Raw genomic sequence first — 21225 nt, 5'->3', positions numbered from 1 at the left:
GGTGAATCCATGACTACATCGACTGTTAAAACCAATCTGCTGGGGCTGACCCAGCCGGAAATGGAGAAATTCTTCGACTCGATCGGGGAGAAGCGTTTCCGTGCCGGTCAGGTGATGAAATGGATTCACCACTTTGGCGTCGACGACTTCGACGCCATGACGAATGTCGGCAAGGCCCTGCGCGAGAAGCTCAAGGCTGTTGCCGAGATTCGCGGCCCCGAAGTGGTCAGCGAGGACATCTCCAGCGACGGCACCCGTAAGTGGGTGGTGCGCGTGGCGTCCGGCAGCTGCGTCGAGACCGTCTACATTCCCCAGGGCAAGCGCGGCACCTTGTGCGTTTCGTCCCAGGCAGGCTGTGCCCTGGATTGCAGTTTCTGCTCCACCGGCAAGCAAGGCTTCAATAGCAACCTCACCGCCGCCGAAGTGATCGGCCAGGTGTGGATTGCCAACAAATCCTTTGGCAGCGTCCCGGCGACCGTCGACCGTGCCATCACCAACGTGGTGATGATGGGCATGGGTGAGCCGCTGCTGAACTTCGACAACGTCGTCTCCGCCATGCACTTGATGATGGACGACCTGGGCTACGGCATTTCCAAGCGCCGCGTGACCCTGTCCACCTCCGGCGTGGTGCCGATGATCGATGAGCTGGCCAAGCACATCGATGTCTCCCTGGCGTTGTCGCTGCACGCACCCAATGACGCATTGCGTAACCAATTGGTGCCGATCAACAAGAAATATCCGCTTAAGATGCTGCTCGAGTCGTGCCAGCGCTACATGTCGTCCCTGGGCGAAAAGCGCGTGCTGACCATCGAGTACACGCTGCTCAAGGATGTGAACGACAAGGTCGAACACGCGGTCGAGATGATTGAGCTGCTCAAGAACATCCCGTGCAAGATCAACCTGATCCCGTTCAACCCGTTCCCGCATTCCGGGTACGAGCGTCCGAGCAACAACGCGATTCGTCGCTTCCAGGATCAGCTTCACCACGCTGGCTTCAACGTCACCGTGCGCACCACCCGCGGCGAAGATATCGACGCCGCTTGTGGCCAATTGGTAGGACAGGTGCTGGATCGCACCCGTCGCAGCGAACGCTACATTGCCGTGCGTGAGTTGAACGCCGCGGACGATGCGGTGCAAAACGCTGCGAACAGTCACTAAGAGAGGATCTCTATGTCCCTGCGCTTCGCGCTCGTTTTGCTGTTGGCCGGCCTTTGTTCCGGTTGCGTCCTGTCGGGTGACTACAACCCGATGAAGACCAGCAAAGGGCGCGACGAAGCACGTGTGGCCTATGTGCAACTGGGCATCGGCTACCTGCAACAGGGCATGACCGAACGGGCCAAGGTACCGCTCAAGAAAGCCCTGGAGCTGGACGATTCCGACCCGGATGCCAACGCGGCCCTGGCCCTGGTGTTCCAGGCCGAGATGGAGCCGGAACTGGCCGACCAGCATTTTCGCAAGGCGCTGTCTGGCCGGCCGCAAGACGCACGGATCCTGAACAACTACGGCAGCTTTCTTTTCGAGCAGAAACGCTACAAGGAAGCCTACGAGCGTTTCGAGCAGGCTGCCGCCGATACCCTTTACCCTGAGCGCTCGCGGGTGTTCGAAAACCTCGGCATGACCGCCGCGCAGCTCGGCCAGCGTGACCTGGCCCGCCAGCAGTTGGAAAAGGCGCTACGGCTCAATCGCCAGCAACCGCGGGCGCTGCTGGAAATGGCTGAGTTGTCCTACGAAGACAGGCATTATGTGCCCGCGCGTGACTATTACGAGCGTTTTAGCCTGCTGAGTGAGCAAAATGCACGTAGTCTATTGCTCGGCGTTCGGCTGGCACATGTGTTTGAAGATCGCGACAAAGCTGCAAGCTACGGCTTGCAACTCAAAAGACTCTATCCCGGTACGCCGGAATATCAGCAATACCTGTCGGAGCAATGATGAAAGCGGCGCATCCCGAAGTTGTAGCAGCGACTCGCGTAAATCCCGGTGAGACCCTGCGTCAAGCCCGCGAAAGCAATGGTTGGTCGCTGGCCGAAGTGGCCCTCAAGCTCAATCTCACCGTGGCTTCCCTGGGCAACCTGGAAGCGGGCGCGTTCGACAAGCTGCCTGGGCACACCTTCGCCCGCGGCTATATCCGCGCCTATGCCAAGCTGCTCGGCATGGATCAGACCGTACTGGTCCAGCAATTCGATCAATACACCGGTTCCGATGCCCAGGGCAGCAACGTGCACAGCCTGGGGCGCATCGAGGAGCCGGTTCGCGTTTCCCACACCATTTTGCGAATCGTCAGCCTGTTGCTGCTGATTGCGGTGATCGGTGGCGGTTTTGTCTGGTGGCAGGACCAGGCTTCCTTGCGCAACAAGGAGCCGGTCGCCATGAACCCCGAGCACGTCGAAGTCGAGGGCGCTGACGGCACCACCCAGATCCATCCATTGGACGAGCCGGAAGACCAGGCGGTTGTCGAAGGCCAGGCCGAAGGCGAAACCGCCCTGGCGTTGCCTCAAGGCCAGGATAGCGGCGAAGCCGATGCTACCGCTGGCGCCGAGCCGACCGTGCCATCCGCTCCGGCGCCAGCTCCTGCGCCGGCCGCACCGACCGCGCCGGCCCACGCGGGCACTGCGCCGGCTGCTCCCGCCGCACCGGCGGCTCCAGCGCCAGTTCCCGCCACGCCAGCACCAACCGTTGCTGCGCCGAGCGTACCGGCTGCTCCTGCAACCCCAGCGGCCCCGGCCCCTGCACCCGGTGATGGCCAGGTACAAATCCAGTTCACCGCCGACTGCTGGACGCAAATCACCGACGGCAACGGCAAGGTGCTGTTCAGCGGCCTCAAGCGCAAGGGCGACAACACGGCCGTCAACGGCAAGCCGCCGTTTGCCGTACGCCTGGGTTATGCCCGTGGCGCGCAGGTCAGCTACAACGGCCAGCCAGTCGACATCGCTCCGTTCACCAGTGGCGAGACCGCTCGCCTGAAGTTGGGTCAATAAGTCATGCACGGCGAATCTCCAATCAAGCGTCGCGAATCCCGGAAAATCTGGGTCGGTAACGTGCCCGTGGGCGGCGATGCGCCAATCGCTGTGCAGAGCATGACCAACAGCGACACCAACGACGTGGCCGCCACGGTCGCCCAGATCAACCGCCTGGAAGCCGCCGGTGTCGACATCGTGCGAGTATCGGTGCCGGACATGGACGCCGCCGAGGCGTTCGGCAAGATCAAGCAATTGGTCAAGGTCCCCTTGGTCGCCGACATCCACTTCGACTACCGCATCGCCTTGCGCGTGGCCGAGTTGGGCGTCGATTGCCTGCGCATCAACCCGGGCAACATCGGTCGCGAAGACCGTGTGCGTGCCGTGGTGGATGCCGCGCGCGACCGGGGCATCCCGATCCGCATCGGCGTGAACGCCGGTTCCCTGGAAAAAGACCTGCAAAAGAAATACGGCGAACCGACCCCGGCGGCGCTGGTGGAATCGGCGCTGCGCCATGTGGAGCACCTCGAACGCCTGAACTTTCAGGACTTCAAGGTCAGCGTGAAGGCGTCCGACGTGTTCATGGCCGTCGAAGCCTACCGTCTGCTGGCCAAGGAAATCGTCCAGCCGCTGCACCTGGGCATCACCGAAGCCGGTGGGTTGCGCTCGGGCACGGTGAAATCCGCCGTCGGCCTCGGTATGCTGCTCGCCGAAGGGATTGGCGATACCATCCGCATCTCGTTGGCGGCTGACCCGGTCGAGGAAGTGAAAGTCGGCTACGACATTCTCAAGTCCCTGCACCTGCGTTCCCGTGGCATCAACTTCATCGCCTGCCCGAGTTGCTCGCGGCAGAACTTCGATGTGGTCAAGACCATGAACGAACTGGAAGGGCGCCTCGAAGACCTGCTGGTACCGCTGGATGTCGCGGTGATTGGTTGCGTGGTCAACGGGCCGGGTGAAGCCAAGGAGGCCCATATCGGCCTGACGGGCGGTACGCCGAACCTGATTTACATCGACGGCAAGCCGTCGCAGAAACTGACGAATGACAATCTGGTGGATGAGCTGGAACGGCTGATTCGCCAGAAAGCGGCCGAAAAGGTCGAAGCCGACGCAGCGGTCATCGCGCGCGGTTAAGTCGAAAGATTAAGGAATACACGTGAGCAAGTCTCTGCAAGCCATTCGTGGCATGAACGACATCCTGCCCGAGCAGACGCCCCTGTGGCGCTATTTCGAGGGCACCGTGGCGCGCCTGCTGGATAACTACGGTTACCGGCAGATCCGCATGCCGATCGTCGAGTTCACCGAGCTGTTCAAGCGCTCCATCGGTGAAGTGACCGACATCGTCGAAAAAGAGATGTACACCTTCGACGACCGCAACGGCGATTCCCTGACCCTGCGCCCCGAAGGCACGGCGGCCTGCGTGCGGGCGGTGCTCGAACACGGCATCACCGGCGGCGGCCAGGTGCAGAAACTCTGGTACATCGGCCCGATGTTCCGTCACGAGCGCCCGCAGAAAGGCCGTTACCGCCAGTTCCACCAGATCGGCCTCGAAGTGTTCAACCTCGACGGCCCGGACATCGACGCCGAGCTGATCGTCATGACCTGGCGCCTATGGGGCGAGCTGGGGCTGCGTGACGCGGTCAAGCTCGAGCTCAACAGCCTGGGTACCAGCGAGTCCCGTGGCCGCTACCGTGAAGCGTTGGTGGAGTTTCTGTCCGCCCACCTCGACAAGCTGGACGAAGACAGCCAGCGCCGCCTGAAGACCAATCCTCTGCGCGTGCTCGACACCAAGAACGCCGAGACCCAAGCGATCCTGGTGGACGCGCCGAAAATGGCCGACTACCTCGACGACGAGTCCCGTGCGCACTTCGAGGGGCTGAAGGCACGCCTCGACGCCGTGGGCATTCCCTACGTGATCAACCCCAAGTTGGTCCGTGGCCTGGATTACTACAGCAAGACCGTCTTCGAGTGGGTCACCGACAAGCTCGGCGCCCAAGGCACCGTCTGTGCCGGTGGCCGCTACGACGGGCTGGTGGAGCAGATGGGCGGCAAGCCGACCCCGGGCGTGGGCTTTGCCATGGGCATCGAGCGCCTGGTGCTGATGCTTGAGGCGCTGGATAAAGTGCCTGAAGAGCTGTCCCGTCAGGTCGACGTCTACCTGTGCGCCTTTGGCGAGGCCGCCGAACTGGCCGCCCTGGCCCTGAGCGAGCGGATCCGCGACCAGTTGCCCAACCTGCGCCTGCAGATCAACGCCGGCGCCGGCAGCTTCAAGAGCCAATTCAAGAAGGCCGACAAGAGCGGTGCGCTGTACGCACTGATCCTCGGTGACGACGAACTGGCCCAACAAGTGGTAGGTTTCAAACCCCTGCGTGGCCAGGGCGAACAACAAAGCATTGCCTGGGATGCGCTTGCTGCACACCTGGCCACCTGCGTCGTGCAGGGTTGAAGCTGTCAAACAGCCGATTTAGCGATTAAGGAGTATTGGGGTGTCGAGTACCGAAGATGAACAGCTGGCGGATTTGAAGGACTGGTGGACGCGCAACGGCAAGCCGCTGGTCACTGGCGGCCTGTTGGCGCTGGTCATCGTGTTCGGCTGGCAGGCCTACCAGAAATACCAGAGCAACCAGTCGCAAGGCGCCTCGGTGCTCTACCAGCAATTGCTGGAAACCACCCTGACCCCGGACGGCAAGCCTGACGCGGCCCGCGTGGCGGACCTGGCCGGCAAGCTGGACAAGGAATTCGGCGGCACTGCCTACGCCCAATACGGTCGCCTGTTCGTGGCCAAGGTGGCGGTGGACAGCGGCAAGCTGGACGACGCGGCCACCGAGCTGAAAGCCATTGTCGACAAGCCGGTCAACCCGACCCTGGGCGAAGTGGCGCGTCAGCGCCTGGCGCAGGTGCTGGCGGCGCAGAACAAGGCCGAAGACGCCTTGAAGCTGCTCGACGGTGACGCCGACAAGGCGTTCCTGGCGACCCGCGAAGAACTCAAGGGCGACCTGCTGGTACAGCTGGGCCGTGCCGATGAGGCCCATGCGGCCTACCAAAAAGCCAAGGCTGCGCTGTCGGATGAAGCCGCGGTCGGTGGCCTGCAAATCAAGCTGGACGACCTGGCCAAAGGGGATGCGTGACGTGATTCGTTGGAAACATGCAGCATTGCTGGCCCTGGCCATTCTGGCCGCGGGTTGCAGCAGCAACAGCAAGAAAGAACTGCCGCCGGCCGAACTGACCGACTTCAAAGAAGAAGTCGTGCTGCAGAAGCAGTGGAGCCGTTCCATCGGCGATGGCCAGGGTGAAACCTACAACATGCTGGTGCCGGCCATCGACGGCGACACCATCTATGCCGGCGACGTCACCGGCGTGGTAATGGCGATGGACCGCACCAACGGCGACGTCAAATGGGAAAAGGACCTTGAGCTGCCTGTTTCCGGCGCCGTTGGCGTGGGTTATGGCCTGGTCATGATCGGCACGCTCAAGGGTGAGATCGTCGCCCTGGACGCGAGCAGCGGTGAAGAGAAATGGCGCGCCCGCGTGACCAGCGAAGTGCTCGCACCGCCCGCCACCAACGGTGACGTGGTGGTGGTGCAGACCCAGGATGACCGTCTGATCGGCCTGGATGCCGCCACCGGCAACCAGCGCTGGTTGTATGACAGCACCCCGGCGGTACTGACCCTGCGTGGCACCAGTGCGCCGATCGTTACCAACCGCCTGGCGGTGGCTGGCTTGTCGACCGGTAAAGTGGTTGCCCTGGATATTTCCAACGGCGTGCCGGTCTGGGAACAGCGCGTAGCGATCCCGCAAGGTCGTTCGGAACTGGAGCGTGTGGTCGACATCGACGGCGGCTTGCTGCTGTCCGGCGGTACGCTGTACGTCGCCAGCTACCAGGGTCGCGTCGCGGCACTGGACCTGGAAAGCGGTCGTCCGCTGTGGCAGCGCGATGCGTCCAGCTACGCCGGTGTCGCCCAGGGCTTTGGCAGCGTCTACGTGAGCCTGTCCTCGGGCACCGTCGAAGGCGTTGACGAGCGTTCCACCACCGCATTGTGGAGCAACGACTCCCTGGCCCGTCGTCAACTGTCGGCCCCGGAAGTGTTCTCCAGCTACGTCGCAGTGGGTGACCTGGAAGGTTACCTGCACCTGCTCAGCCAGGTGGACGGTCGTTTCGTCGGCCGTGAGCGCATCGACAGCGACGGCCTGCGTGCCCGTCCGCTGGTGGTGGGCAACATGATCTATGTGTATGGCAACAGCGGCAAACTGGAAGCCCTGACCATCAAGTAAGACTATGCTTGGGTTAATTCCCAAGCGGCTTCATTCATGTGGGAGCGGGCTTGCTCGCGAAGACGGTGGATCAGTCGACATTCATGTCACTGGACTAGCGCTATCGCGAGCAAGCTCGCTCCTACAGAATGGCCCCCGAGCACCAGCCGCTGCCTCGCAGCGGCTTTTGTATTTTCTGAAATAACGAAGTGGAGAGCCGCATGGTTCCCGTAATCGCCCTGGTGGGCCGACCGAACGTCGGCAAGTCCACCTTGTTCAACCGCCTGACCAGGACACGCGACGCCATTGTCGGCGACTTGTCCGGTCTGACCCGTGATCGCCAATACGGTGAGGCCAAGTGGCAAGGGCGTACCTATATTCTGGTCGACACCGGCGGCATCTCCGGTGATGAACACGGCATGGACGAAAAAATGGCCGAGCAGTCGCTGCTCGCCATCGAAGAAGCCGATGTGGTGCTGTTTCTGGTAGACGCCAAGGCTGGTTTTACCGCCGCCGACCAGATGATCGCCGAGCATTTGCGCAAGCGTAACAAGCGTTCCTACGTGGTCGCCAACAAGGTCGACAACATCGACCCGGACATGGCTCGCGCCGAGTTCGCACCGTTGGGCATGGGCCAGGCGATCCCGATCGCCGGCGCCCACGGTCGCGGCATCACCCAGATGCTGGAAATCGCCCTGGAGAGTTTCCCCAAGGACGACGCCGAAGAGCCGGAAGACGGCGAAGAAGAGATCGTTGCCGAAGGCGAGGAAGCCAAGCGCATTCCGGGCCCGAGCGAAAAAGACGGGATCAAGATCGCCATCATTGGTCGCCCGAACGTAGGCAAGTCGACGCTGGTCAACCGCATGCTCGGCGAAGACCGGGTCATCGTCTACGACCAGCCCGGCACCACCCGTGACAGCATCTATATTCCCTTCGAACGTAACGAAGAGAAGTACACGCTGATCGACACCGCCGGTGTGCGCAAGCGCGGCAAGATCCACGAAGAAGTTGAAAAATTCTCGGTGGTCAAGACGCTGCAGGCGATCAAAGACGCCAACGTGGTGATCTTCGTGATGGACGCCCGCGAGGGTGTGGTCGACCACGACTTGAACCTGCTGGGCTTCGCCCTGGAAGCCGGTCGTGCATTGGTCATCGCGATCAACAAGTGGGACGGCATGACGCCGAGCGAGCGCGACTTTGTGAAAGTCGAACTCCAGCGTCGGCTGTTCTTCGTCGACTTCGCCGACATCCACTTCATCTCGGCCTTGCACGGCACGGGCGTGGGCAACCTCTACGCTTCGGTGCAGAACTCGTTCAAGTCGGCGGTCACTCGCTGGCCGACCAACCGCCTGACCCAGATCCTCGAAGATGCGGTCGGCGAGCACGCGCCACCGATGGTCAACAACCGTCGAATCAAGCTGCGCTACGCCCACTTGGGCGGTGCCAACCCGCCGATTATCGTGATCCACGGTAATCAGATCGAGAAGGTGCCCAAGTCCTACGTTCGCTACCTGGAGAACACTTACCGTCGTGTCCTGAAGCTGGTCGGCACGCCGATCCGCATCGAGTTCAAGGGCGGCGAGAACCCGTACGAAGGCAACAAGAACACGCTCACCGACCGCCAGGTCAACAAGAAGCGCCGCTTGATGTCGCACCACAAGAAGGCCGACAAGAAGCGCCGCGACAAGCGCTGAATCAGGACCGCTTTTGTGGCGAGGGAGCTTGCTCCCGCTGGGCTGCGCAGCAGCCCCAAAGATGTACCTGCCACCGCAGTGCATCAGATGAAACACAGGGGCTGCTTCGCAGCCCAGCGGGAGCAAGCTCCCTCGCCACAGAGTTTTCCTGCGATTCGGTGACAAGAAAAGGGTGCCCTTGGCGGCACCCTTTTTCATGCCCGGCGATTGGGCTATCCTCGAGCTCTCCCGCGCCGCGCCAGAGCCGGGTGCAGAGCAGGGACCCTCCATGATCACCAGCAAGTTGCCGAACGTCGGCATCACGATTTTCACTCAGATGTCCCAGCTCGCCGCGCAGACGGGCGCGTTGAACCTGTCCCAGGGGTTTCCCGACTTCGATGGTCCGCAGGCCTTGCGCGACGCGGTCGGTCGGCACATCGCCCAAGGCCACAACCAATATTCACCCATGACCGGCCTGCCGGCGCTGCGCCAGCAGATCGCAGCGAAGATCGCCCGCAGCTACGGCGCCAGTGTCGATGCCGACCTGGAAGTCACCGTGACCCCTGGCGCGACCCAGGCGATTTTCTGCGCCATCGCGGCGGTGGTCCACAGCGGTGACGAAGTGATCGTCTTCGACCCCAGCTACGACAGTTACGAGCCCTCCGTGCAATTGGCCGGTGGGCGTTGCGTGCATGTGCCATTGGGCCTGGATGACTTTGCCATCGACTTCGAGAAGCTCGGCGAAGCCCTGAGCCCGCGCACGCGCATGATCATCCTCAACTCGCCGCACAACCCCAGCGGCGCCCTGATCAGCCGCGCCGAACTGGATCAATTGGCGGCGCTGATTCGCGACCGCGACATCTATCTGGTCAGCGACGAGGTTTATGAGCACTTGGTATTCGATGGCGTCGCCCATGCCAGTGTCCTGGCCCATGAAGAGCTGTACCGCCGCGCCTTCGTCGTCAGTTCGTTCGGCAAGACCTACCACGTCACCGGCTGGAAAACCGGCTACGTGGTGGCGCCAGCGGCGCTGACCGCGGAGCTGCGCAAGGTGCACCAGTACGTCAGCTTCTGCGGCGTGACGCCGTTGCAGTACGCCCTGGCTGACTTCATGGCCGAGCATCCGGAACACGTCGACGAACTGCCGGACTTCTACCAGGCCAAGCGTGACCTGTTCTGCGATTTGCTGGCCCCGTCGCGGTTCAGCTTCAAGCGCGTGACCGGCACGTATTTTCAACTGGTGGACTACTCTCGGATTCGCCCGGACCTGAATGACGTCGACATGGCGCTGTGGATGACCCGCGAACACGGCGTGGCGACCATTCCGATCTCGGTCTTCTACCAGGACCCACCGCAAGGCCAGCGCCTGGTGCGCCTGTGCTTTGCCAAACGCGAGGAGACGCTGCGCGAAGCGGCGGAAAAACTATGCGTGATTTGAGCGCGTTGCCGGACCTCGACATTGCCCTGGTCCAGACCACCTTGGCCTGGCATGACCGCGAGGCCAACCTGGAGCATTTCGAAGCGCTGCTCGAACAGGCGCGCGGGGCTGACCTGATCATCCTCCCGGAAATGTTCACCACCGGTTTCTCCATGGAATCCGAGACCCTGGCGGAGCCTGAACACGGGCCCACCAGCCGTTGGCTCAAGGACCAGGCGGCGAAACTGGACGCGGTGATCACCGGTAGCGTGATCATCCAGGCCGGCGACGGCAGCCATCGCAATCGCTTGCTGTGGGCGCGGCCGGACGGTGAAGTGCTGCATTACGACAAGCGCCATCTGTTCCGCATGGCCGGCGAGCATAACCACTACACACCGGGTGACCAGCAGGTGCTGTTCGAACTCCAGGGTTGGCGGATCCGGCCGTTGATCTGCTACGACCTACGCTTCCCGGCGTGGAGCCGTGATGCCGAGGACACCGACCTGCTGTTGTACACCGCCAACTGGCCCGGGGCGCGGCGTCAGCACTGGAATCGTCTGTTGCCGGCCCGGGCGATCGAAAACCTGTGCTACGTGGCGGCGGTCAACCGTGTGGGTACCGATGGCAAGGGCTTCGCCTACACCGGGGACAGCCAGGTACTGGATTTCCAGGGGGAGAGCTTGCTCAGCGCTGGCGAAGCCGATGGCGTGTTCAGGGTGTGTTTGAAGGCGGCGGATCTGGCAGCGTATCGCACGCGGTTTCCGGCGAACCTGGATGCCGATCGCTTCGAATTCATTTATTGAAACGATTCAGCCTCAAGAAACGCTGTCGGGTGCCGATAACGGGTCAGCCAAGGAGGAGTCCCTATGACCAGTATCAGCGCAACCACCGTTAACCCTTATCCATTGTCGGCCCCAAAGGTCTCCATCCGCGGGGCTGAAGAAGAGAAAGCAGTCAGTCCAGTGGCACCGACTGATAGCAGCGAAGACAAAGACAAGAAACTGGCAGTCGACACCAGCGGCGCGAATATCGCTGGTGCGGGTGGCAGCAGCGGCAGCGGCGATGTCATCGAGCAACTGAAGAAGCAGATCGAACAGACCGAGAAGTTGCTGGCCGAACAGCAAGCCCAGCTAGCCCGGGTGCAAAAAAGCCGGGCCGATGAGGAGCAGAAAGCTCAGGAAACCATGGCGATCCAGACCCAGATCATGGCGACCCAGGCGACTTTGCAAACCTTGCAGGCCGCGCTGTTGCAGGCGATGACTATTTCGATCGATACCCATGCCTGACATCTCGGCCGTCTGAGAGGGCCCCTTCGCGAGCAAGCCCACTCCCACAGTGGAACTGCGGCGGACGCAGACTCTGTGCTTGGCAGAAACCTCCTGTGGGAGCGGGCTTGCTCGCGAAGAGGCCGGAACAGCCAACCAAAACCATCAGCCAAACAAAAAGGCCCCAGGGTTCACACCCCGGGGCCTTTTTGCATTTCAGCCTTGGATCAAGCCGCCTTGGCCTCTGGCTGGCTCAGCGAACGGTTCAGTGCACTGAACAGCGCCTTGAAGCTCGCGGTGGTGATGTTCTCATCGATGCCCACACCATGCACCGCGCGCTCGCCGTTGACTCGCAGTTCGATGTACGCCGCGGCCTTGGCGTTGGTGCCGGCGCCGATGGCGTGTTCGTTGTAGTCCATGATCTCCACCGGAATTGGCAGGCCAGCCACCAGTGCTTCCAGGGCGCCGTTGCCTCGGCCGCGCCAGTGCAGGTTGGTCTCGCCCTGGCCCTTGCTCGCCACTTCCACTTCCACGGCGCTGTTGCCGTTTTCTTCCTGCAGGCGATGGCTGACCAGCGCGTACGGGGTGTTGGCTTGCAGGTATTCACGCTGCAGCAGGGCGTGGATCTGCTGGGCGGTCATTTCCAGGCCCAGGCGATCGGTTTCGCGCTGCACCACCTGGCTGAACTCGATCTGCATGCGACGGGGCAGGCTGATGCCGTATTCCTGCTCCAGCAGGTAGGCGATGCCGCCCTTGCCCGACTGGCTGTTCACACGAATCACTGCCTCGTAGCTGCGACCGATGTCGGCCGGGTCGATTGGCAGGTACGGCACTTCCCACAGGGTGTCCGATTTCTGCTGGGCAAAACCTTTGCGGATCGCATCCTGGTGCGAGCCCGAGAACGCGGTGTGAACCAGGTCGCCGACGTACGGATGACGCGGGTGCACCGGGATCTGGTTGCATTCCTCGACCACTTTGCGCACGCCGTCGATGTCGGAGAAGTCCAGCTCAGGGTTGATGCCCTGGGTGTAGAGGTTCAGCGCCACGGTTACCAGGTCGACGTTGCCGGTGCGTTCGCCGTTGCCGAACAGGCAGCCTTCGACACGGTCGGCGCCGGCCATCAGGCCCAGCTCGGTAGCGGCCACGCCGGTGCCACGGTCGTTGTGGGTGTGCAGGCTGATGAGCACGCTGTCACGACGGGTGATGTTGCGGTGGAACCACTCGATCTGGTCGGCGTAGATGTTCGGGGTGGCGACTTCCACGGTGGCCGGCAGGTTGAGGATCACCTTGCGCGCCGGGGTCGGGTTCCACACTTCGATCACGGCGTCGCAGACTTCCTTGGCGAATTCCAGCTCGGTGGCGCTGAAGGTCTCTGGCGAATACTCGAACTGCCACTGGGTTTCCGGCTGCTGGGCGGCGTATTTGACGAACAGCTTGGCCGCGTTCACCGCGATTTCCTTCACGCCTTCCTTGTCCTGGTTGAACACGATACGGCGGAACGACGGGCAGGTGGCGTTGTACAGGTGGACGATGGCTTTTTTTGCGCCACGCAGGGATTCGAACGTGCGGGCGATCAGGTCTTCACGGGCCTGGGTCAGCACCTGGATGGTGGTGTCGTCCGGGATGTGGCCTTCCTCGATGAGGGTGCGCACGAAATCGAAGTCGGTCTGCGAGGCGGCCGGGAACGACGCTTCGATTTCCTTCACGCCCACCGCGACCAGGGTTTTCCAGAAGCGCAGCTTCTTGACCGCGTCCATCGGCTCGATCAGCGACTGGTTGCCGTCGCGCAGGTCGGAGCTGCACCAGATCGGCGCGGCGGTGATGGTCTTCGACGGCCAGGTGCGATCCGGCAGGTTGATGGTCGGGAAGGCGCGGTATTTCGAAGACGGGTCTTTGAGCATGCTCATGGGCGGAATCCTTATTGTCGTGGCCGGAAAAAGGCGGCCTGCCGGTGGTTCGAATGGGGGTGGCTCTACAGCCGGGACGAGGTGCCGCGATTCAGCCCGGCAGTCGTGCGCTGACGAGGCACAGGCTGCGGTGCTGGCGAAGCTGGATGAGGGTGTGAGAGGTTTTCATGCCTTCAACCCTAACCGCGTGGACGGGGGGTTGCAAGCAGACGGGGAAAATTGGGAGAAGTTCTGCTTTTAGATGGGTTTGCGAGATTTAATCGCGTGACGCTGAGGTAATTGTAATTTTATTGCGTCGATGTTTCTCGCTTGGCAATCCATGATGATGGACTGCGATGCGGCTGACGCTTTCGCGAGCAAGCCCGCTCCCACAGGGGAATGTCGGTGATTTCAAAATCAACGCTGTACCTGTGGGAGCGGGCTTGCTCGCGAAGAGGCCAGTAGCCTCACCACAAACACTCAGGGTTGAAACGCCCCGATAAAAATCGCCGGATCCACCCGCGCATCATTCAAGCTGATGTTCCAGTGCATATGCGGCCCCGTCGCCCGGCCGGTGGCGCCGACCTTGCCCACCACGGTGCCCCGGGCCAGTTGCTGGCCGACCTTCACGTCAATCTTCGACATGTGGCAGAACATGCTGATGAAGCCTTGGCCATGGTCGACGAATACGGTGTTGCCATTGAAGAAGTAATTGCCGGTGAGGATCACCTTGCCGGCGGCCGGGGTCTTGATCGGCGTGCCGGCGGGCACGGCGAAGTCCAGCCCGGCGTGCGGGTTGCGCTCTTCGCCGTTGAAGAAACGGCGCACGCCGAACTTGCTCGACAGCGGACCGTTGACCGGTTTGTCCAGCAACAGGTTGCTGGGGATGTTCGGGCTGAAGCTGCGATAGGCCTTCAGTTGCACCGCCAGCTCGGCGTCGATGCGCTTGAGATCCGCCGGGTTCGGATTGACCTGGCGCTTGTTCTTCAGGGTGATGTGCTGCTCGGGGTACTTCTTGTAGCCGACCACGAACGGTTGGGTAGTGCCGGCGCTGCTGATCTGCTGGGTGCCGGGCTGGACCGTCAGCGGAATGCCGACAATCGCCAGCCAGTTCTGTTGTTCCTTGACCACCAGCACCGGTTTGCCCTGGTAAGTGGCTTTGGGTGCCTGGGCCGCGCTGCCCAGGTCCACCACGGCCACACCGCCGGGCACCGGCTTGTTCAGCAAGCGGGTGATGTAACTGTCGGCGTGGGCGTTGACGGTCAGGCATAGCAAGAACAAGGGGGCGAGATATCGCGGCATGAATCAATCCAGTAAAGAAAGGGTGACCGGCGTCAGGTGATTGTCCTCGACCCGCACCAGCAGTTCGCCTTCGCCGAGCTTGGCGGTCAGGCGCTGGCCAGTCTGGGTTTGCCCGGCGCTGCGGATCGCATGGCCGCGCTCGTCGAGCAAAATGCTGTAGCCGCGACCGAGGGTCGCCAGGGGGCTGACGATGTGCAGCGTCTGCATCTGGTTGTGCAATTGCACGCGTCGCGTCTTGAGCCCTTCGCGCATGGCCCGGGGCAGGCGTTCGGCGAGGCTGTCCAGGCGCTGGCGCAACATCGCCAGTTGGCGGCCCGGATGCTGCCCGGCCAGGCGGGTTTCCAGGCGGATCAGTCGTTCGCGGCGAGTATTGAGGCTGCGTTCGAAGGCCCGGCGCATGCGCATGTCCAGGTCGTCGAGGCGTTGGGCCTGCTGGCGCAGGCGTTCACCGGGATGGCGCAGGCGTCGGGTAAGGCCTTCGAGGCGCAGTTGATCGCGCATCAGCCGGTCGCGCATGCGCATCACCAGCCGGCGATGCAGGCTTTCGACCCGGCGCACCAGGTCGCCGGCATCCGGCGCCAGCAGTTCGGCGGCGGCAGAAGGGGTCGGGGCGCGGACGTCGGCGACGAAGTCACTGATGGACACATCGGTTTCATGGCCGACAGCGCTGACGATCGGTGTGACGCAGGCGTCCACCGCCCGGGCCACGGCTTCTTCGTTGAAGCACCACAAGTCTTCCAGCGAACCGCCGCCCCGGGCCAGGATCAGCGCATCGAAACCGCGAGCATCAGCCAGTTTCAGGGCGCGGACGATTTGCGCGGTGGCTTCGCGGCCTTGCACGGCGGTGGGAATCAAGGTCAGGGAAATTTGCGGCGCGCGGCGGCGGAACACGCTGATGATGTCGCGGATCACCGCGCCGGTGGGCGAGCTGATGATGCCGATGCGTTGCGGATGGGCTGGCAGCGGCACCTTGCGCTCGGCACTGAACAGGCCTTCGGCGCTGAGCTTTTCCTTCAGGGCATCGAAGGCCAGGCGCAGGGCGCCATCGCCGGCCGGCTCCACGGTGTCGAGGATCAGTTGATAGTCGCCACGGCCCTCGAACAGCGAAACCTTGCCGCGCACCTTCACCGCCAAGCCGTCTTTCAGAGCCTGGCGCACCCGTGCGGCGTTCTGTCGGAACAGCGCGCAACGCACCTGGGCGCCGCTGTCCTTGAGAGTGAAATACACGTGGCCTGAGGCGGGGCGGGCGAGGTTGGAGATCTCGCCCTCGACCCAGATGTTGCTGAACACGTCTTCGAGCAACACCCGCGCGCGGCCGTTGAGCTGGCTGACAGTCAGGACTTCGCGGTCCAGGCCCAGTCGGGCAAAGGGATCTTTAATCATGGGCGGCATGATAAGGGGATTCGTTGGTGAATCTCCATGAGTGAAAACAAATCCTCCTGTGCGCTTTCTGCCAGACCGAGTCGTCCCCTTCGCGAGCAAGCCCGCTCCCACAGGTACAGCATCAACCTTCAGATCGCTGATTTCTCCCTGTGGGAGCGGGCTTGCTCGCGAAGGCGATAGGTCAGTCACCACAAATACTGGATATGCCCCGACACATCTGGCTAAAGTCCCCGCTCTCCTCATCAAGGAAGTGCCGGATGAATCTTCTCCCATGGTTGGGCCAGTGGGCATTTGCCCCGATGGAATGGCTGGTGATCGCCTCGGCCATTGTCCTGGCCTACATCGTGTTCGGCATCGCCGGGTTTGGCACGGCGCTGGTGGCGGCGCCGATCCTGCTGTTGTTCATGCCCCTGTCGAAAATCGTCCCGCTGCTGGTCTTGCTCGATTTTGTCGCGGCCTTCGGCAACCTGTTGCCCTCGCGTCGTGACGTCTCCCGGCCGGAACTGCTGCGCTTGCTGCCGTGCATGGCGCTGGGCTGCACCCTGGGGGTGATTTTCCTGCTCAACCTCAAGTCCGACGTGTTGCTGTTGTTGATGGGGTTGTTCATCTGCGCTTATGCCATCTACAGCCTGTTGATAAAGACCCGGCTGACGCAGTTGTCTTCCCTGTGGGCGTTTCCGATGGGCACGGTGGGCGGGATGTTCGGGGCGTTGTTTGGCAGTGGCGGCTTTTTGTATGCGATCTACCTGAACAGTCGCCTGCCCAAGGACCCGGCCCGTGCCACGCAAAGTGCCTTGATCAGTTGCAGCACCGTGGTGCGCTTGAGCTTGTTTATCATCGCCGGGGTGTATGCCGAGCTACCCTTGTTGGTACTGGCGCTGTGTTTGTTGCCGGCCATGGCGCTGGGGTTGTGGGTGGGCCGTCGCTTGACCATGAGGTTGTCGCGCGAGGCGTTCGTGCGACTGGTCACCTGGCTGGTGCTCGCCAGCGGTATCGCCTTGATCGGGCGTTACCTGAGTGCTTGACCTGGCCCAGCCAGGGATTAAGCTGCCGGCCCTTTATAAGAACCGCCAGGGAAACCGCCAGGCCTCGCCATGAATTCGCAAAGCATCATCGTCCCGAAAATTTCCACCCTGCCGGTCCACGAGCCTCGGGCCCGGGCAATCGTGCGCTGGCTGGTGCGCAAGAACATCGTCGAAGAACAACTGACCACCTGCGGGCGTACCGGCAATCGCATGGCCCACGCCATCGCCCCCGGTGCCCGCGACGTGGTGCTGCATCCCGACGCACTGCCGTTCGGCGAGCCGGTCAATGGCCTGGAGATCATCACCAAGCGCTGCATCTATACGCCGGCCAAGGGCTTTCTTGAAGAAGCCGGTTGCGCCGAGTGTCGCCGGGAGATTGGCGAAGCGCTGTTCGAAAGCCTGGAAGATTGGATGCCAGGGCGCACCGACAACTTCACCTGCCCCGAATGCGGTCATGAAGATGACATCAATGGCTTCCTGTTCCTGCAGCCGTGCGGCTTTTCCAACCTGGGGTTCATCTTTAATAACTGGCTGGAGGCGGGGTTCAAGCAGGACTTCCTCGATGAATTCGCCGATTGGCTGGATCAGCCGGTGAGTTGGGTGAAGGTGGAGTTGTAGCGAGGACACCCAAACGCTGTGGCCAGGAACACGCAGCCCTTGTGGAATGGAATACAAACCCTGTGGCGAGGGAGCTTGCTCCCGCTGGGCTGCGAAGCGGCCCCGGCTTTTGGCGGTTGCTGCGCAACCGAGCGGGAGCAAGCTCCCTCGCCACAGGGGCCACCATTTCCCCACTCTCTGTGTTTGGTTGAAGGCGGTGGTTTCAGCCCGTCAATCACCCCGCCAATAATAGACAGAGTTTTACATTGAGCCAGACGGGGTGCATGAGTATAATGGCGCGCTTCCATTTTCCCGCTCGGGAGCCCCCGCGATGCTGCGTATCAGCCAAGAAGCTCTGACCTTCGACGACATTCTCCTAGTGCCCGGTTATTCCGAAGTACTGCCTAACGAAGTCAGTCTCAAAACCCGTCTCACCCGTGGCATCGAACTGAATATCCCCCTGGTTTCCGCTGCCATGGACACCGTGACCGAAGCCCGTCTGGCCATTGCCATGGCCCAGGAAGGCGGTATCGGTATCATCCACAAGAACATGACCATCGAACAGCAGGCCGCCGAAGTGCGCAAGGTCAAGCGGTTCGAGGCTGGCGTGGTCAAGGATCCGATCACCATCGAGGCTGATGCCACGGTCCGGGATCTGTTCGAACTGACCCGCATGCACAACATCTCCGGCGTTCCGGTGCTGCACGATGGCGACCTGGTCGGCATCGTCACCTCCCGCGACGTGCGTTTCGAGAACCGCCTGGATGCTTCCGTCCGCCAAGTGATGACGCCTAAAGAGCGCCTGGTCACGGTCAAGGAAGGCACCAGCAAGGACGACGTCCGCGAGTTGCTGCACAAGCACCGCATCGAGCGCGTGCTGATCGTCGATGACAAATTCGCCCTCAAGGGCATGATGACCGTCAACGACATCGAAAAAGCCAAGGCCTACCCGCTGGCGAGCAAGGACGACCAAGGTCGCCTGCGCGTCGGCGCCGCCGTCGGCACCGGCAAGGACACCGGTGACCGCGTCGCCGCCCTGGTCAATGCCGGCGTTGACGTGGTGGTGGTCGACACCGCCCATGGTCACTCCAAAGGCGTGATCGACCGCGTTCGCTGGGTCAAGCAGAACTTCCCTGACGTGCAAGTGATCGGCGGCAACATCGCCACCGGCGCAGCCGCCAAGGCCCTGGCCGACGCTGGCGCCGACGCCGTCAAGGTCGGTATCGGCCCTGGCTCGATCTGCACCACCCGCATCGTCGCAGGTGTCGGCGTGCCGCAGATCAGCGCGATCGCCAACGTCGCCGCTGCCCTTGAAGGCACTGGCGTGCCGTTGATCGCCGACGGCGGTATCCGTTTCTCCGGTGACCTGTCCAAGGCCATCGTTGCCGGTGCCTACTGCGTGATGATGGGTTCGATGTTCGCCGGTACCGAAGAAGCGCCGGGCGAGATCGAGCTGTTCCAGGGCCGTAGCTACAAGGCTTATCGCGGCATGGGGTCGCTGGGCGCCATGTCCCAGGCCCAGGGCTCTTCCGACCGTTACTTCCAGGACTCCTCGGCGGGTGCCGAGAAGCTGGTGCCGGAAGGTATCGAAGGTCGCGTGCCATACAAGGGCACCCTGAGCGCCATCATCCATCAGCTGATGGGCGGCCTGCGTTCCTCCATGGGCTATACCGGCAGCGCTGACATCGAAGAGATGCGCACCAAGCCGGAATTCGTGCGCATCACCGGCGCCGGCATGGCCGAGTCCCATGTCCACGACGTGCAGATCACCAAGGAAGCGCCGAACTACCGTGTAGGTTAAGGCTTCCAGCAAAACGTTAATCACCGGGGCTGTTCATTCAGCCCCGAGTTGTTTCTGATTCACTACATGAGAATGAGTCATGGCCCTCGACATTCACGCTCACCGCATCCTGATCCTCGACTTCGGTTCCCAGTACACCCAACTGATCGCCCGCCGCGTGCGTGAGATCGGCGTGTACTGCGAACTGCATCCGTTCGACATGGATGACGAAGCGATTCGCGAATTCGCTCCGAAAGGCGTCATCCTCGCCGGCGGCCCCGAGTCCGTGCACGAAGCCGACAGCCCGCGCTGCCCGCAAGCCGTGTTCGACCTGGGCGTGCCGGTCTTCGGTATCTGCTACGGCATGCAGACCATGGCTGAACAGCTGGGCGGCAAGGTCGAAGGTTCGGACCTGCGTGAGTTCGGTTACGCCCGCGTCGACGTGGTCGGCAAGAGCCGCCTGTTGGACGGTATCGAGGACCACGTCGACGCCGATGGCCTGTTCGGCCTGGACGTGTGGATGAGCCACGGTGACAAGGTCACCAAGATGCCGGAAGACTTCCACATCCTGGCCAGCACCCCGAGCTGCCCGATTGCCGGCATGTTCAACGATGATCGCCGCTACTACGGCGTGCAGTTCCACCCTGAAGTGACCCACACCAAGCAGGGCGGCCGGATCCTGTCGCGCTTTATCCTCGACATCTGCGGGTGCGAAGCCCTGTGGACCCCGTCGAAGATCGCGGAAGACGCCATCGCCCAAGTCCGCGCTCAGGTCGGCACCGACAACGTGCTGCTGGGCCTGTCCGGCGGCGTTGACTCCTCGGTGGTTGCCGCGCTGCTGCACAAGGCCATCGGCGACCAGCTGACCTGCGTCTTCGTCGACAACGGCCTGCTGCGCCTGCACGAAGGCGAGCAAGTGATGGCCATGTTCGCCGAGAACATGGGCGTCAAGGTGATCCGCGCCAACGCCGAAGAGCAGTTCCTGAACAACCTGGCCGGCGAGTCCGACCCGGAGAAGAAACGCAAGATCATCGGCCGCACCTTCATCGACGTGTTCGATGCCGAATCCTGCAAGCTGGACAACATCAAGTACCTGGCCCAGGGCACCATCTACCCCGACGTGATCGAGTCGGCCGGCGCCAAGAGCGGCAAGGCCCACGTGATCAAGTCCCACCACAACGTCGGTGGCCTGCCGGAAGAGATGAACCTCAAGCTGGTCGAGCCGCTGCGCGAACTGTTCAAGGACGAAGTGCGTCGCCTCGGCCTGGAACTGGGCCTGCCGTACGACATGGTCTACCGCCACCCATTCCCGGGCCCGGGCCTGGGCGTGCGGATCCTCGGTGAAGTGAAGAAGGAATACGCCGACCTGCTGCGTCGCGCCGACCACATCTTCATCGAGGAACTGCGCAAGGCCGACTGGTACCACAAGGTCAGCCAGGCGTTCGTGGTGTTCCAGCCGGTGAAATCCGTGGGCGTGGTCGGCGATGGCCGTCGCTACGCCTGGGTCGTCGCCCTGCGCGCCGTGGAAACCATCGACTTCATGACTGCGCGCTGGGCTCACCTGCCGTACGAGCTGCTGGAAACTGTCTCCGGGCGGATCATCAATGAAATCGAAGGCATTTCTCGCGTGACGTATGACGTGTCGAGCAAGCCGCCGGCGACGATTGAGTGGGAGTGAGCCTACGCCCTCTA

General features: G+C 62.4%; 18 protein-coding genes. 15 read left to right on the top strand and 3 right to left on the bottom strand.

Translation table 11 applies throughout. The features are described 5' to 3' along the window. Nucleotides 1-9 precede the first annotated feature (9 nt). The 11 genes from rlmN (at nt 10) to M1D99_RS24740 (ending at nt 11581) form a co-directional block, all read left to right on the top strand. Nucleotides 10-1158, top strand: coding sequence for a 23S rRNA (adenine(2503)-C(2))-methyltransferase RlmN (gene rlmN / locus M1D99_RS24790; RefSeq protein ID WP_186705401.1), 1149 nt, complete (start codon nt 10-12; stop codon nt 1156-1158). Between the two features lie 12 nt (nt 1159-1170). Beyond that, the gene (gene pilW, locus M1D99_RS24785; protein WP_053118628.1) at nt 1171-1929 is read left to right on the top strand and encodes a type IV pilus biogenesis/stability protein PilW; all 759 of its coding nucleotides are present in this window, start codon (nt 1171-1173) and stop codon (nt 1927-1929) included. Continuing rightward, on the top strand, nt 1929-2975 hold the full coding sequence (locus tag M1D99_RS24780; protein ID WP_434572206.1) for a RodZ domain-containing protein: 1047 nt from the start codon (nt 1929-1931) through the stop codon (nt 2973-2975). The genes pilW and M1D99_RS24780 overlap by 1 nt, the downstream gene beginning before the upstream one ends. Nucleotides 2976-2978: 3 nt before the next feature. Then, nucleotides 2979-4088 carry a flavodoxin-dependent (E)-4-hydroxy-3-methylbut-2-enyl-diphosphate synthase gene (gene ispG, locus M1D99_RS24775; protein WP_003185136.1) on the top strand — a complete coding sequence of 370 codons (1110 nt, stop codon included), beginning with the start codon at nt 2979-2981 and terminating at the stop codon, nt 4086-4088. 22 nt (nt 4089-4110) lie between these two features. Then, complete coding sequence (gene hisS, locus M1D99_RS24770; RefSeq protein WP_250964530.1) at nt 4111-5400, top strand: histidine--tRNA ligase; 1290 nt, start codon at nt 4111-4113, stop codon at nt 5398-5400. Between the two features lie 40 nt (nt 5401-5440). After that, entirely contained in the window at nt 5441-6082 is a 642-nt protein-coding gene (locus tag M1D99_RS24765) for a YfgM family protein (RefSeq protein ID WP_186705404.1), read from the top strand. Beyond that, nucleotides 6075-7226 (top strand): outer membrane protein assembly factor BamB, encoded by a 1152-nt coding sequence (gene bamB, locus M1D99_RS24760; RefSeq protein ID WP_053118636.1) that lies wholly within the window; start codon nt 6075-6077, stop codon nt 7224-7226. The genes M1D99_RS24765 and bamB overlap by 8 nt, the downstream gene beginning before the upstream one ends. A gap of 200 nt (nt 7227-7426) precedes the next feature. Further along, on the top strand, nt 7427-8899 hold the full coding sequence (gene der / locus M1D99_RS24755; RefSeq protein ID WP_003185121.1) for a ribosome biogenesis GTPase Der: 1473 nt from the start codon (nt 7427-7429) through the stop codon (nt 8897-8899). Nucleotides 8900-9167: 268 nt separating this feature from the next. Continuing rightward, nucleotides 9168-10316, top strand: a complete 1149-nt coding sequence (locus M1D99_RS24750; RefSeq protein ID WP_434572202.1) for a pyridoxal phosphate-dependent aminotransferase — start codon at nt 9168-9170, stop codon at nt 10314-10316. Beyond that, complete coding sequence (locus tag M1D99_RS24745; RefSeq protein ID WP_186730000.1) at nt 10304-11098, top strand: amidohydrolase; 795 nt, start codon at nt 10304-10306, stop codon at nt 11096-11098. Before M1D99_RS24750 ends, M1D99_RS24745 begins: the two co-directional genes overlap by 13 nt. A 63-nt stretch (nt 11099-11161) precedes the next feature. Continuing rightward, nucleotides 11162-11581, top strand: coding sequence for a hypothetical protein (locus tag M1D99_RS24740; RefSeq protein ID WP_458130902.1), 420 nt, complete (start codon nt 11162-11164; stop codon nt 11579-11581). A gap of 206 nt (nt 11582-11787) precedes the next feature. Here M1D99_RS24740 and leuA read toward each other — a convergent pair whose 3' ends face one another. The 3 genes from leuA to xseA all read right to left on the bottom strand — a co-directional run bounded on the left by leuA (nt 11788) and on the right by xseA (nt 16131). Further along, nucleotides 11788-13467: a 2-isopropylmalate synthase gene (leuA, locus tag M1D99_RS24735; RefSeq protein WP_186705408.1), complete on the bottom strand. Its 1680-nt coding sequence runs from the start codon at nt 13465-13467 to the stop codon at nt 11788-11790. 459 nt (nt 13468-13926) lie between these two features. After that, nucleotides 13927-14748: a peptidoglycan DD-metalloendopeptidase family protein gene (locus tag M1D99_RS24730; protein WP_186705409.1), complete on the bottom strand. Its 822-nt coding sequence runs from the start codon at nt 14746-14748 to the stop codon at nt 13927-13929. A gap of 3 nt (nt 14749-14751) precedes the next feature. Continuing rightward, the gene (gene xseA, locus M1D99_RS24725) at nt 14752-16131 is read right to left on the bottom strand and encodes an exodeoxyribonuclease VII large subunit (RefSeq protein WP_030139579.1); all 1380 of its coding nucleotides are present in this window, start codon (nt 16129-16131) and stop codon (nt 14752-14754) included. A 257-nt stretch (nt 16132-16388) separates the two neighbouring features. Between xseA and M1D99_RS24720 the strand changes: the two genes are divergently transcribed. The 4 genes from M1D99_RS24720 to guaA all read left to right on the top strand — a co-directional run bounded on the left by M1D99_RS24720 (nt 16389) and on the right by guaA (nt 21211). Continuing rightward, complete coding sequence (locus M1D99_RS24720; RefSeq protein WP_434572199.1) at nt 16389-17156, top strand: sulfite exporter TauE/SafE family protein; 768 nt, start codon at nt 16389-16391, stop codon at nt 17154-17156. Between the two features lie 69 nt (nt 17157-17225). Then, nucleotides 17226-17774: a sugar ABC transporter ATPase gene (locus M1D99_RS24715; RefSeq protein WP_434572197.1), complete on the top strand. Its 549-nt coding sequence runs from the start codon at nt 17226-17228 to the stop codon at nt 17772-17774. A gap of 310 nt (nt 17775-18084) precedes the next feature. Continuing rightward, complete coding sequence (gene guaB, locus M1D99_RS24710; RefSeq protein ID WP_186705413.1) at nt 18085-19554, top strand: IMP dehydrogenase; 1470 nt, start codon at nt 18085-18087, stop codon at nt 19552-19554. 79 nt (nt 19555-19633) lie between these two features. Continuing rightward, entirely contained in the window at nt 19634-21211 is a 1578-nt protein-coding gene (gene guaA / locus M1D99_RS24705) for a glutamine-hydrolyzing GMP synthase (RefSeq protein WP_045155136.1), read from the top strand. Nucleotides 21212-21225 lie beyond the last annotated feature (14 nt).

This window comes from Pseudomonas sp. R3-41 (assembly GCF_054161485.1).
This window is presented reverse-complemented; position numbering and strand designations above follow the sequence as displayed.